This is a genomic window from Rhodoferax sp. WC2427, assembly GCF_040822085.1.
Taxonomy (GTDB): Bacteria; Pseudomonadota; Gammaproteobacteria; order Burkholderiales; family Burkholderiaceae_C; genus Rhodoferax_B.
This window is the reverse complement of sequence record NZ_CP162006.1, coordinates 2804744-2818306: the sequence shown is the minus strand read 5'-3', so window position 1 is coordinate 2818306 and position 13563 is coordinate 2804744. Positions and strand designations below refer to the sequence as shown.

The 13563-nt window shown below is 62.7% G+C and carries 11 protein-coding genes; 5 read left to right on the top strand and 6 right to left on the bottom strand.

What is annotated here, in order from left to right:
• Positions 1 to 19 precede the first annotated feature (19 nt).
• Entirely contained in the window at positions 20 to 1801 is a 1782-nt protein-coding gene (locus AB3G31_RS13355; RefSeq protein ID WP_367846569.1) for an IlvD/Edd family dehydratase, read from the bottom strand.
• Between the two features lie 116 nt (positions 1802 to 1917).
• Positions 1918 to 2919: a TRAP transporter substrate-binding protein gene (locus tag AB3G31_RS13350; protein ID WP_367846568.1), complete on the bottom strand. Its 1002-nt coding sequence runs from the start codon at positions 2917 to 2919 to the stop codon at positions 1918 to 1920.
• A gap of 151 nt (positions 2920 to 3070) precedes the next feature.
• Here AB3G31_RS13350 and AB3G31_RS13345 point away from each other — a divergent pair, with 151 nt between their 5' ends.
• The 3 genes from AB3G31_RS13345 to AB3G31_RS13335 all read left to right on the top strand — a co-directional run bounded on the left by AB3G31_RS13345 (position 3071) and on the right by AB3G31_RS13335 (position 6254).
• Complete coding sequence (locus AB3G31_RS13345; RefSeq protein ID WP_367846567.1) at positions 3071 to 4039, top strand: LysR family transcriptional regulator; 969 nt, start codon at positions 3071 to 3073, stop codon at positions 4037 to 4039.
• A 233-nt stretch (positions 4040 to 4272) separates the two neighbouring features.
• Entirely contained in the window at positions 4273 to 5313 is a 1041-nt protein-coding gene (locus tag AB3G31_RS13340) for an aldo/keto reductase (protein ID WP_367846566.1), read from the top strand.
• An 11-nt stretch (positions 5314 to 5324) separates the two neighbouring features.
• Complete coding sequence (locus AB3G31_RS13335) at positions 5325 to 6254, top strand: AraC family transcriptional regulator (protein ID WP_367846565.1); 930 nt, start codon at positions 5325 to 5327, stop codon at positions 6252 to 6254.
• Positions 6255 to 6506: 252 nt separating this feature from the next.
• Here the strand turns inward: AB3G31_RS13335 and AB3G31_RS13330 are convergent, their stop codons facing one another.
• A complete protein-coding gene (locus tag AB3G31_RS13330) occupies positions 6507 to 7331 on the bottom strand; it encodes a glycosyltransferase family 2 protein (protein WP_367846564.1) in 825 nt (274 codons plus the stop codon).
• Position 7332: 1 nt separating this feature from the next.
• A complete protein-coding gene (locus AB3G31_RS13325) occupies positions 7333 to 8625 on the bottom strand; it encodes an O-antigen ligase family protein (protein ID WP_367846563.1) in 1293 nt (430 codons plus the stop codon).
• Positions 8626 to 8671: 46 nt separating this feature from the next.
• Here AB3G31_RS13325 and AB3G31_RS13320 point away from each other — a divergent pair, with 46 nt between their 5' ends.
• Positions 8672 to 9685 carry a hypothetical protein gene (locus AB3G31_RS13320; RefSeq protein ID WP_367846562.1) on the top strand — a complete coding sequence of 338 codons (1014 nt, stop codon included), beginning with the start codon at positions 8672 to 8674 and terminating at the stop codon, positions 9683 to 9685.
• Here the strand turns inward: AB3G31_RS13320 and AB3G31_RS13315 are convergent.
• Together AB3G31_RS13315 and msbA are read right to left on the bottom strand one after the other, a co-directional pair.
• Positions 9663 to 10748, bottom strand: coding sequence for a glycosyltransferase family 9 protein (locus tag AB3G31_RS13315; RefSeq protein ID WP_367846561.1), 1086 nt, complete (start codon positions 10746 to 10748; stop codon positions 9663 to 9665). The genes AB3G31_RS13320 and AB3G31_RS13315 overlap by 23 nt on opposite strands.
• Positions 10749 to 10776: 28 nt before the next feature.
• Entirely contained in the window at positions 10777 to 12549 is a 1773-nt protein-coding gene (gene msbA / locus AB3G31_RS13310; RefSeq protein ID WP_367846560.1) for a lipid A export permease/ATP-binding protein MsbA, read from the bottom strand.
• A gap of 217 nt (positions 12550 to 12766) precedes the next feature.
• On the opposite strand from msbA, the gene AB3G31_RS13305 reads away from it, so the two are divergent.
• Positions 12767 to 13552, top strand: a complete 786-nt coding sequence (locus tag AB3G31_RS13305; protein WP_367846559.1) for a glycosyltransferase family 2 protein — start codon at positions 12767 to 12769, stop codon at positions 13550 to 13552.
• Positions 13553 to 13563: the final 11 nt, after the last annotated feature.

The following is a 13563-nucleotide window of genomic DNA, read 5'->3' as shown; positions in this document are numbered from 1 at the left end:
CGGTATTTAGTGGTGATATTTAGTGGTTGTGGCGCGGTGTTTTTTCGGAAATACGCTGGTAGTCCAGCGCAAAGTCCATCGTGGCCCCATCGGCCAGTTGGCCGGTTTTCTCGCGGTACAGCGCTTCCCAGGGGGAGTGGCTGGGCGGGATGGGCGGGGTGGGCAGTTCGCGCAAACGGCGGGCGATTTCCTCTGCAGGCACCAGGGCATCGCAGCGGCCCGCGTTGAGGTCGATGCGGATGGTGTCGCCACTCAGCAGCCAACTCAGGCCCCCGCCCACTGCGCTTTCGGGGGAGGCGTTGAGGATGGACGGGCTGTCTGCCGTGCCCGACTGGCGGCCATCACCCAGCGTCGGCAGGGTCATGGTGCCGCGCTGGATCAGGGCATCGGGCGGCTGCATGTTGACCACCTCGGCCGAGCCCGGCCAGCCGATCGGCCCCGCACCGCGCATCACCAGGATGCAGCCTTCGTCGATGTTCAGCGTGGGGTCGTTGATGCGGGCGTGGTAGTCGTCGGCCCCCTCGAACACCACGGCCCGAGCCTCGAAGATGCCTTCTGCACCCGGGCTGCTCAGGTAGCGGGCGCGGAAGGCGGGCGAGATCACCGAGGTTTTCATGATGCCGAAGTCGAACAGGTTGCCGCTCAGCACCAGAAAGCCTGCTTTCTCCATCAGCGGCGCGGCAAACGGGTAAATCACCTCGCGGTCGTTGGTTTCGCGGCCTTGCAGGTTGGCGGCGATGGGCTGGCCGGTGACGCTCAAGGCATCGCCGTGCAGGCGGCCCGCCTGCTGCAGCTCCCACATCAGCGCGGGCACGCCACCGGCCCGGAAGAAGCGCTCGCCCAGGAACTTGCCCGCAGGCTGCATGTTCAGCAGCAGGGGCAGGTCGTAGCCGTGGGTGGTCCAGTCTTGCGGCTGTAAATCCACCCCGGCGTGGCGCGCCATGGCCATGATGTGCACCTGGGCGTTGCTGGAGCCGCCCGCGCAGCTCACCACCGACAAGGCGTTCAAAAAGCTCTGGCGCGTCAGGATGCGCGAAGGGCGCAGGTCTTCATAGGCCATCTCCACGATGCGCCGCCCGGTGGCGTAGGCCATTTGCCCGCGCTCGCGGTAAGGGGCCGGAATGGCGGCGCAGCCGGGTAATGACAAGCCCAGGGCTTCGGCCACCGCGTTCATGGTGGAGGCCGTGCCCATGGTGTTGCAGTGGCCAGCCGACGGGGCGCTGCTGCAGGCGCGCTGCAAGAATTCTTCCTCGTCGATCTCGCCCGCAGCCAACTGGCGGCGGCTGCGCCAGATCACCGTGCCCGAACCTACCAGCTCGCCGTTGTGCCAGCCGTCCAGCATCGGCCCGCCCGACAGTACGATGGCCGGAATGTCCACCGTGCTGGCGGCCATGATGCCCGCAGGTGTGGTCTTGTCGCAGCCGGTGGTGAGCACCACGGCATCGATCGGGTAGCCGTACAAAATTTCCACCAGGCCCAGGTAGGCCAGGTTGCGGTCCAGTGCGGCGGTAGGGCGGCGGCAGTTCTCGAAGATGGGGTGCACCGGAAATTCCATCGGGATGCCGCCTGCGTCGCGGATGCCCTCGCGCACGCGCCGCGCCAGGTCCACGTGGATGCGGTTGCAGGGCGACAGGTCGCTGCCGGTCTGGGCGATGCCGATGATGGGGCGGCCCGAGCGCAGTTCTTCGGGCGTGAGCCCGTAGTTCATGAAGCGCTCCAGGTACAGCGCGGTCATGTCCGAGCGCTGCGGGTCGGCGAACCAGTCGCGGGAGCGGAAGGGGCGGACGGGTGTTTTTTCCATGGTGGTCTATTTTTTAAAAGGGCGAGGAGATGCCCCCACCCCAACCCTCCCCCGGTGGGGGAGGGGGCCTGCAGTTCTCGGTTCCCCAAAGGGGAGGGCCGTCGCTGGCGGTGGGTTTATTTCCGCAGCTTGGCCAGGTCGCCCATCATTTCGGCGGTGGTGTCCTCACCAAACTCCTTGCTGAACTTGGCCAGCACCGGCTGCAGTTTGGCGCGCATCTTGGCCTGTTCGGCCGGTGGCAGCTCGGTAACCTGCATGCCTTGCTTCTTCAGCTCGCCCAGGGCCTTGTCGCCAAAGGCGCGGATGGTTTTGCGCTCGTACAGCGTGGCTTCGCGGGCGGCTTCCTGGACAATTTTTTGCTCCTGCGGCGACAGATCGTCCCAGGTCTTCTTGGATATCAGCAGCACCCAGGTGCTGTACATGTGGCGCGACAGCACCAGGTGCTTTTGCACCTCGTAGAAGCGGCTGGCCAAAATGGTGGCGGTGGGGTTCTCTTGCCCGTCCACGGCGGCCTGTTCCATGGCCGAGAACAGCTCGGTGAACGGCATGGGTGTGGCGTTGGCGCCCAGGGCGTTGAAGCTGTCCAGGAACAGCTGGTTCTGGATCACACGCAGCTTCAGCCCGGCGATGTCGTCGGCCTTGGTGATGGGGCGGCGCGAATTGGTGATGTGGCGAAAGCCGTTTTCCCAGTAGCCCAGTCCGATCAGGCCTTTTTCGGGCAGTTTGGCCAGCAGCTTCTGGCCGAAGGGTCCGTCCAGCACGGCATCGGCTTCTTGCTCGGTGTTGAAGGTCAGCGGCAGGTTGAGCACGCCAAAGGGCTTGATCAGTGCCATCAGGGTGGAGCTGTCGGGCACCGTCATCTCCAGCGTGCCGCCGCGCAGGGCAGAGGTCATGCTCACGTCGTTGCCCAGTGCGCCACCGGCATACAGCTTGGCCACCAGCTTGCCGCTGCTCTTGGCGGCCAGTTGTTCGGCGAAATACTTGACGGCCAGGGCCTGGGGGTGGTCGTCGCTCAGGCCAATGCCGACTTTGAACACGCGGTCCTTGATTTGGGCGGTGACGGGTGCGGCCAGGGCAGCCAGGACCGCAGCGGCCAGGGCGAGGGATTTCAGCTTCATGTATGTCTCCAATGGAATGGCTAGGGCGTGAGGGATGTACCCATCGGCACCGCGCTTTCCTTTGCCGGAAAGTCGTGGCACAGCGCGGAGGTTAGGCCCGGCAGCGGTTAGAGTCCACTGAAATATTTGCGGCAACCCATTCCAAACGCTTATGGCTCACGAGTCTCTTTCTGGTAAACCCTTGTCCATGGCGCAGGCCTGCGGGCGGCTGCGGTTTCGGCATTTGCAGTTTTTGGACATCCTGGGCCAGACCCGCAACCTGCGCCTCACCGGCGAGCAGATGCACATCACCCAACCGGCGGCCACCAAGATCCTGGTGGACATCGAAGACATCTTCCAGGCCCGCCTGTTCGAGCGCCTGCCGCGCGGCATGCGGCCTAACGAGCTGGGGCTGTTCATCTTGCGCTATGCCCAGAGTGCGCTGGCCGGGCAGCGCAAGTTTGTGGACGAGTTCAACGCCCTGCAGCAGGGTGGCCATGGACACCTGGCGATCGGGGCCATCACCGGCTCGGCTGCGCACCTGCTGATTGCCTCGGTGGCCGAAATCCAGCGCCTGCGCCCGCTGCTGGTGCTGAAAATACTGGAACAGAGCAGCGACCAGCTCATCCACTGGCTGGCCGAGCGCAAGATCGACCTGATGATTGGCCGCTTCACCGACGCAGCGCAGCGGGCGCAGTTCCAGTACACCCGCCTGTCCAGCGAGCCGCTGCACGTGGTGGCCGGGCCCGACCACCCCCTGCGCGGTGCCCATCCGCTGGGCCTGACCGAGCTGGTCCACTGGCCCTGGATTCTGTACCCGCCGTCGACCGCCGTGCGCAAGGTGTCGGACGACATCTTTGCCAGCACCGGGCTGCTGCCGACCTCGGGCGTGGTCGAAACCCCGTCGTTCCTGTTCGCCCTGGAGCTGCTGCAAACCACCCCGATGTTGTCGCTGCAACCCGCCGCCCTGGTGGGCAAATACGTGCAAAAAGGCCTGCTGTCGCGCATCCCGGTCGACCTGCCCGACCGCATGCCCGACTACGGCCTGATCACCCGCCTGGGCGAGCTACCCACCCCGGCGGCGCAGGCGTTCATGGCGGTGCTGCTGGGCATGGCGGGCTTGGGCGAAGCTGCAGTGTAAATTTCAAAAATGAGAGCTGCCCACGCTTTATCCATCAGCGCTGGAGGCACTTTTTCTATAAATCACTGGGGCGGTGTTGCCCGCGGCCCGCACGGTGTGCGGAGCCTGGTTCCGGGGTAATCCAGCATTTCCGGCTGCAAATGCGTACCTGCATCGCATATTTGCGTACCAAATCCGGGCGCGGTTGGGTCTATCGTTGCACTACCAAACACCCACCCCCCAGGACCCAACCCATGACAAACGCCATTCCCCAACGCCAGGTCGGCACCACCGATGTGCACATCACCACCCTCGGTTTCGGTGGCAACGTGCTCGGCAATCTGTATGCCGCCGTGCCCGACGAGGCCGCCAAAGACACCGTGCTGGCCGCCCAGCAATCGGGCGTGAACTACTTCGACACCGCGCCGCTCTATGGCCACGGGCTGTCGGAGCGCCGCCTGGGCGATGCGCTGCGCGCGCTGCCCCGGGATTCGTTCGTGCTGTCCACCAAGGTGGGCCGCCTGCTCAAGCCCCATGGCCGGGTCGCGCCGCCCAAACTCAAACCGTCCGAAGGCGGCATTTTTGTAGACGAGCTGCCTTTTTCGCCGCACTTTGACTTTTCCTATGGTGCCACCATGCGCTCGTTTGAAGATTCGCTGCAGCGCCTGGGCCTGAACCGTATCGACCTGCTGCTGATCCATGACTGCGATGAATGGTCGCAGGGCGCCAACTACCGCACCGCCTTGAAAACGGTCGAAACCGGCGCACTGAAGGCCTTGCAAGAGCTCAAAAGTGCGGGCCTGATCGGCGGCTATGGTGCCGGTGTCAACCAGTTCGAGGCCTGCGAGGACCTGATGGACCTGGGCCCGTTTGACTGCTTTCTGCTGGCCGGGCGCTACACCCTGCTGGAGCAGGGCGCGCTCGACACCTTTTTGCCGCGCTGCGTCAAAGAAGGCGTGTCCGTCATCCTGGGCGCGCCGTTCAACTCGGGCATTCTGGTCACCGGTGCCACGGCCGATGCCCGCTACAACTACCTGCCCGCGACCGCCGAGGTCAAGGCCAAGGTGGCCCGGATCGAGCAGATCTGCGCCGCCCACCAGGTGCCGCTGGCTGCCGCCGCGCTGCAGTTCGTGCTGGGCCACGCGTCGGTGGCCACCGTCATCCCCGGTGCCAAGTCGCGGGCCGAGGCGGAGCAGAACGCGCGCTGGATGACGCTGCGCATCCCGGCCGCGTTCTGGGCGGAGCTGAAAGCGGCGGGCCTGGTCCGCAGCGATGCCCCCACTGGCGGCGTATAACGGCGCATTCCATGCCACACGCCCCCGCCAAGCGCCGCAACCTCGCCCCCGAGGTTGAACACGACCTGGTGCGCGACCCGCGCCTGGGCTACGAGGCCCCGGTCGACCAGGAATTCGTGCGCTGCGTCGAGCACGGCAGCCCCACGCCCCTGGAGCGCTGGCACTGCCACGACGAGTACGAGCTGCAGCTTATTGTGGGGGCCCGTGGTCAGGCCTTTGTGGGCGACTACGTGGGCTTCTTCGAGCCCGGCCACCTGGTGCTGACCGGCCCGCGCCTGCCGCACAACTGGGTCAGTACCGACCTGCCGCCCGACGGCCTGGCCGTGCGCAGCCTGGTGGTCCAGTTCCGTGAAGCGCCCCTGCGCGACGGCATGCGCGTGATCCATGAGCTCACCGAGGTGCTGCCGCTGTTGGAGCGCGCCCGCCACGGCATCGAGTTCTTCGGCCTGAGCGAGGCCGTGCGCGAACGCTTCTACCTGATCCGCCAAAGCCATGGCCTGGAGCGCTTCGCCGAGTTCGCCCGGTTGCTGTGCCTGCTGGGCCGCTGCACCGACTACCGCCTGCTCTCCAGCGACTACTTGCCGGTGAACGGCCCGGCCCCCACCGTGTCGGCCATCAACACGGTGGTGGCCTTTGTGAACAGCCACTACGCCGAAGCCCTGCCGCTGGGCGAAATGGGCGACCTGGTCGGCATGGGCGAGAGCGCGTTCTCACGCTTCTTCAGCAAGAGTACCGGCTTGACATTCACGAACTACGTCAACCGCCTGCGCATCAACCGGGCCTGCCAGCTCCTGATGGAGCGCGACAGCTATGTGTCCAGCGTGTGCTATGCCGTGGGGTTCAACAACGTGGCGAACTTCAACCGGCGGTTTCTGGAGGTGAAGGGCATGACGCCGACGCAGTTCAGGCGGCAAGCGGCGGGGCGGTTTGCTGAGGGCTAGGGTTGCAAAATTGATAGCTGCTATCGCTTATAGAATGAGCGATAGAGGCATTTTTCTTTATCAATATCCGGGACGATTTCAGTGGTGGGGCAGGCCAAAAATGTTGGACTGTGGCGAAACCACCCGCCAGGCAGTCTGGGGCTCGGCCAAACACCATGCCCGCCGTGTGCGGGGTGGCCCAGGATGGATAGCCCGCCCTGGCGCCTGGGCCTCGTTGAAGGCGATTGCGCAGGCCTTTTGCCGCGCCGACGGCTAGATCCAGCGGAATTGGCCGTCTTCGCGCAGTCCATGCATGGTCATGGCGTAGGCTGCCAACTCCTCTTGCCGCCATTTTTTTTGTTGGGCAACGCGCTCCGACTTGGCCAGTTTGCGCGCCAGCCAGCTTTGGTTGAGCAGCTTGTAGTTGTAGCGGTAACCCAAGCCGTCTTTGGCCGACAGACCGCGCTCCTGCTTCATGGCGGTCTGGGTGACCGATCCGTAGTGGTGCAACCAAGAAGCGCCTGTGATGCCCATCGGAATCTTGGCTTTTTCCAACTCGTGGAAGAACAGCGTGTCTTCATAGCCCAGCAGCTTGGGTACGGGCTGGAAGTAGCCTACGTCCATCCAGACCGATTTGTGCACCGCCAGGCAGACGGCATGGCGGCCACCGACGCGCGCCGTACCGGCCATCTTTTGCGAAGCCATGGCGCTGAATGCTTCAAAGTCGTAGTCCAGCAGGCCTTCGATCAGAGCCGGTGAAATCACCTTCAGGCCACGCTGTTCGGCCACACCGATCAGCGATTCGATCCACTGGGCGCTGACCAACACATCGTTGTTCATCACGATGGTCCACTCGGCCTGCAAGGCCAGCGCGCCCTGGTTCCAGGCGACACCGCAACCCAGATTGGCATCGTTGTAAATGCGCCCTCCCACCGGTACAGAGAGAAGGTAGTCGCGGGTGGCGTCCTTGGAGCCGTTGTCGACCACAATCAGCCGCGACAAATCCATGCCGTGGCGCACCATGCTGTCAATGCATTGGCGGGTGTATTCCACCTGGTTGTAGCAGGCGAAGGTGAGGGCGTAGCGTGCAGGATTCATATCAGACCGGTTGTGGGCGCAGCACCTGGGCTGCAAGGGCGGAAATCATCAGGGCGTAGAAGGAGATGGTGTATTTCAGGTTGAAGGTTTCGGTGCTCAGGCCAAAGCAGAAGACCGCCACGGTATAGCAAAGGCCGACCAGGCCTGCCGCACGGACGCTGGGTACCGGCGATGTGCTGCCCCGGTAAAACACGACCGCAGGCACCACGATCATCAGGATACTGGAGGCCAGACCAAAGATGCCGGAACGCAATGCACTCTGCATGATTTCATTGTGCACGCCGTTGTGGACCACGGCGAATTGCAAGGCTTCGGTGTAGAAGGAGGCGATCGCCGGGATACTGGTCAGCGCCGGGTATGCGGTGTCGCCGTATCCATGTAGCGGTTGTTCCAAAAACAGCAAACTGGCCGCCCGCAACAGCGAGATTCTCAGCCCGGTCGCCGTGTCATGGCTGCCACCACGTAAATATGATGCATATTCTGTGGCGACCAATGCAATTCGGTCACCCACAGCCGGCATCAATTTCCAGATGGCGAAGCCCAGTGCACTGAGGCCCAACAGCACCCAGAAAAGCGTTTGGACCTTCCGAATCTTCTGCACGTACACCACCCAGATCAGCAGCAACCAGGGAATTGCGGCCCACCCGCTGCGTGATTCCGTCCCCAAGCTGATCCCCAGCGCCATCACCATGCCCAGGATCTTGAGGGTCTTGAGAGCCAGGCTGTCGACACCATACAGGTTGAACGTGTACAGGCAAATGAACCCCAGCAGAGTGGCATATTGCCCCAGCGTCAACGGGTCTACTGCCACTGTACCGAGACGCCCACTGGGGATGTTCACGTACGCGTAAGGATGCCACCACAGCAGGCCGGACAGGATCACCAGGGAAATCGGCACAGACCACTCGAGTAGCCGCACAAAATCAACCGGCTTGTGCAGGAGATACACAAAAAGGAGTGTGGCCAATAGGGGGCGGCTGGGCCCATCCAGCAGGTTGGCTTGCATCTGCCCTCGCAGCAGTTCACCCATGGCCACCGCGAAAAAGGACGATGCCAGTGCGGCCACCGTCCACAATGCGGCCCGGTGCCCGCGCAGGACTGCAAAACCATAGCCCTTGCGGGCAACTTCAGCCGCAGCAACCAAAATAAGAAAAAATACGAAAAAAATGGTCCAGCTACGTATGCTCAGAAAGCACAGCGGAGCCAAAGCCAGCGAAGCCACCACCAGCAAATCGGAGATACTTGCCCGGACATGGCCGTCTTTTGCCAGGTAAACCCCCTTGTGGGCCAGCATGCGGGACAACTGGACCATTCGAGGGGCACTAGGGGAGCGGGTGGACATGAACAAACAAAAAAATATGCAAAAAAGTCGTTACCAGAAAGTGCTTGTGGTGTGTCCCGGTAACGCTATGACCGCGGGTCCAGAGGCGCTGCACCAGTTGGTCGAGAGAATGAATGCCCTGGGCCAAGCTGCTGCGATGGTATACCACCCCTTCCACCAAACCTTTACCACCCCACTGGCCTACCAAAAGTACAAGGTACCTGTAGAGCAGTATGAAGATCGTTCGGGTAACCTGATTTTATTCCCTGAGATTTTTACCCAATTGGCGCTGAAGCCCCGGCAGGCACAGGCCGCCATTTGGTGGATGTCGGTCAACAATTTCACCGGCGTGCGCTACCAAAATCCTTTGCGGGACAAATTGCGATTTTTGAAAAACAAGATCAAGGGCCGCATCCCCTGGCGAGGTATCGATGCGTTGCGGGGTCTGTCCCATTTCGCCCAAAGCCATTACGCAACGCTGTTTCTGCAAAATCATGGCGTGGATGCCTTACCCCTGTCCGATCCCATTCCTTTCTATACAGAGGCTGCATATTTGGAGGCGCTGCCCGAACGTCTGGCCACGGCCCAACGGACCAACCGGATTTTTTACAATCCGCACAAGGGTGCTGCGGTGACTGCACAACTGAGGGCCGCCTTTCCTTCGTGGGATTTCATGCCCTTGTCGGGGTATGACCGCCAGCAGCTTGCTGAGCACTTTTTAAGCGGCAAGCTCTACATCGACTTTGGCCACCACCCTGGCAAAGACCGCCTGCCACGCGAGGCTGCACTGCATGGCTGTTGCGTCATCACGGGCCGTTATGGTTCCACGGCCAATGGTGTGGATGTTCCAATTGATCCCCGCTACAAACTGGATCCGCGTTCGCCGGACTTCTTGGCAGATTTTGAGCGCGAAGTGCAGCGCATCTTCCGGCAGACGGGTGAATGCCAGAATGACTTGGTGGCGTATCGTCGCACCATCGCGAACGAACCGGCCAACTTCGATGCCCAAATTACGACCGCGTTTCTAAGCTAGCAGTCCGGACTGCTCGGAGCACACGTTCGGCAGGCATCCCCAGCAAGCAATCGCTGCGGCTCAGGGTGTGGTCTTCGCATCCGGCTTTGCTGCAGGGCACGCAGGGCAGGGTGCTTTGCAGCAAGGTGATGCTATGCACGGTTTGCCTTTCTGCGCGGCCCACATACGACTGCGTGATGCGCGGCGCACTGGGCCAGGGGCCCCAGCGCACCGGGTTGGTGGGGCCGAACAGCGCCAGTACGCGGATACCCGAGGCGGCGGCCAGGTGGGTCACCGACGTGTCGGGGCCGATATACAAGCTGGCACGCCGAAACAGGCTGACCAACTGGTTGAAATTGAGCTGGCCGCTGGTGTCCACCAGTTGGGGTGACGGTGCGATTCCGCGCAACTGCTCGATGCAGGCCTGGTCGGCGGGACCTGCACTGCCGGTCAGCACAATCTGATGGCCTTCGGCGACCAGACGCTCCAGCAACTCCCGAAAGTGCGCGACCGGCCATTGCTTGTAAGGCCACATCGAAGGCGCGTGCACCACGATGGCGCTGGGGAGGATCACGGCATCCAGTGCGGGCGGCAACGCCTGGGCGGGCGGTGGCAGCACCTGTGCCGCCTGCAGATCGGGCCGGCACCACGGGGCCAGCAAGGCCAGTTTTTCGGCCACCACATGGACGGTGCCGGCATCACCTTCGCTGACCACCACGTGGCCCAGGATTCGTTTTTTCCACCAGTTGCTGGAATTGTGGGCGGGGATGATGCCACTGCGGTGCTGGCGGCTGGCGGCCCAGCCGATCAGGTGGGCGCGGTCGCTGGGCTGGGTTACCAGGGCCAGGTCGTAGCGCTTCCAGATGGTTTTTAGCACGGCCAGGGTATCGCGCCAGCCTTTGGACGGCTGGGTGGTGATGAGCGCATGGATGTCCGGGTTGCCCTGGAGCATGCCCAGAGTGCCCGCCAGTCCGATCACGTCGATTTCTGCATCCGGCCACTGCTGGCGGGCGGCGTGGATCAAGGGCGTGGTCAACAGCACGTCGCCAATCTGCCGGGTCGCTACCACCAGTATCTTTTTCATGGAAATCTGCGTGCCATCTGTTCGGGTACTACACCGCCATGGCGGCCTGGGTGCCGAACTGCAACGCATGCAGGCGGGCATACAGACCCGCCCGGGCAATCAGTTCGGCATGGGTGCCGAGCTCGATGATCTCGCCCTGGTCCAGCACCGCGACCCGGTCGGCGTGCTCGATGGTGGACAGGCGGTGCGCAATGATCAGGGTGGTACGGCCCGTCATCAGGCGTTGTAGGGCCTCTTGTACCAGGCGTTCCGATTCGGTGTCCAGTGCCGATGTGGCTTCGTCCAGGATCAGAATCGGGGCGTCTTTATATAGCGCCCGGGCGATGGCCAGGCGTTGCCGCTGGCCACCGGAGAGTTCCGTGGCGTTGTGCCCCGTCATCGTGTCGATACCCTGTGGGGCTTCGTCCAAAAAGCCACCCAAGTTGGCCGCCCGCAGGCAGGCTTCGACCCGGCCCCGGTCGGGTGTTTCCCCCAGCGCCACATTGGCGGCCAGGGTGTCGTTGAACATGATCACGTCCTGGTTGACGATGGCAAACTGGTTGCGCAAGGCTTTGAGCTGCCAGTCGGCAATGTCGTGTCCATCCAGCAAAACATGCCCGGCGCTGGCCGTGACGAATCGCGGCAGCAGATTGACCAACGAGGTTTTTCCCGAGCCGGACGGGCCTACCAAGGCCACCACTTCGCCCGGTACCACGGTCAGCGATACCTGGTTCAAAGCGGAACGGGTTTCGTCGTCGCGGTAGCGCACGCTGACCGACTGGAACTCAATATGGCCCTGCGCCCGCTCTTCCACGAAGTTGCCGCTGGGCTCCACCGGGGTTTTCTCGATCAGGTCCAGGGCCCGCTCCATGGCCGCCAGTCCGCGGGTCACGGGGCTGGCTACGTCCGACAGCCGCTTGACCGGCGCGATCAGCATCAGCATGGCGGTGATGTAGGACGCAAATTCACCCGCGCTGACTTCGCTGGAGCCTTGCAGCAAGGCCACGCAAATCACGCTGGACAGCGCAATCGCCGACATCATGTGGGTCATGGGCGTGACCGCCGCCGACGCGGTAGCCGATTTCATGTTCAGTCGGCGCAAGCCTTCGCTCAGCAGCTGGAACCGTTTACCCTGCGCGCCCTGGGCCGCATGCAGACGCACCACCCGCTGCGCCAGCACGTTTTCTTCCACCACGTAGGCCAGGCCGTCGGTCGCACCCTGGCTGCTTTTGGCAATCTGGTAGAGCCGACGCGACAGCGTGCGGGTGACAAAGGCCACCGCTGGAAACAGCACCACCAGAATCAGCGTCAGCTGCCAGTTCAGGTACAGCAAGTAGGCCACCAGGGCCACCAGCACCATGCTGTCCTTGGCCAGGCCCATGACCGAGGTGACCAGGATCACCGCGCCGGTCTGGACTTCATAGACGATGGTATTGGACAGTGAGCTGGCTGTCCTTTGGGTAAACAGCGTGCTCTGCGCATCCAGCAGGCGGCTGAACATGGATGTGCGCAGGGCATCCAGACCGTCCTGGGTGATCTTGGCCATGGCGACATCGCCCAGAAAACTGCTCAGGCCCCGCAAACCAAAAACCGCGATCAGGGCCAGTGGCACCATCCACGGGTTCAGGGCACCCTTCTGGAAGCCATTGTCGAGCAGCGGCTTGAGCATGGCAGGTACCAACGGCTCGGTGGCTGCACCGATGATGGTGGCCATGATGACCAGCATCCAGGCGGGACGGCGGCCTTTGAAGAAGAACGGCGACAACCGGGGGATGCTTTGCATCAACAGCTTGACCAGACCTTGGGATCGCTCAATTTTCATGGGGTGACTGCCTGGGCAAATGGAGGTGGCAAGAAGGGCAGCGTGTGTCGGGGACAACGGTATACGGTAACAAAACGAGACGATTTTCGTGCGCGCGTAGAAGGCAGCGGATTATCCCGCTTTTCGCAGGGCTTTCTGCCTGCGGGGCGGCGAGCAGGCGCGGTGGGCCGTCTGCTATGCTCGATCGGATTTCAACCGTCTGAGTGCCGTGCCACAAGTGAGCCCCATTTCTGTCTACATCATTGCCTATAACGAGGCAGAGAAGGTGGCTGATGCCATCCGCAGCGTGGCGTGGGCCGATGAGGTCGTGGTGGCCGATTCGCACAGCACCGACGACACCGTCCGCATCGCCGAGTCCCTGGGTGCGCGCGTGGTGCAGATTCCGTTCCAGGGCTTTGGCCGCTTGCGCAACGACGCGGTGGCGGCCTGCACGCACGAATGGATCTTCAGCCTGGATTCGGACGAGCGTTGTACGCCAGAGGCGGCAGCTGAAATCCGGGCCCTGGTAGACAAGGCCGGGCACAGCGTCTACTTTGTGCCGCGGCGCAATTTCTTTCTGGGGCGCGAGATTCGCCATTCCGGCTGGTACCCCAACTACCGCCAGCCCCAATTGTTTCGCAAGTCGCAGATGGGCTACGACACCAGCCCGGTGCATGAAAACTTCGAGCTCAGGCCCGGTGCCACCGTGGGCTATATGCAAGCGGCCATCTGGCAGTATCCGTTCAAGGACCTGGCCGAGGTGGTGGCCAAGATGAACCGCTACTCCACGCTGGGTGCCACCAAGCGGCGGCAGTCTGGCTCCAGTTACGGCAAGGCCTTGACGCATGCCATCTGGGCTTTCTGGAAGCATTACCTGTTCAAGCGCGGTTTCCTGGACGGCTGGCCTGGCCTGGTGATCGCCCTGTCATATTTTGAAGTCACCTTTTACCGCTACGCCAAGGCGGTTGAATTGGCCCACCAGGCCCAATGGCAACAGGACTGGAAGAATGTTTTGAAACGATAGACCGGAACTTA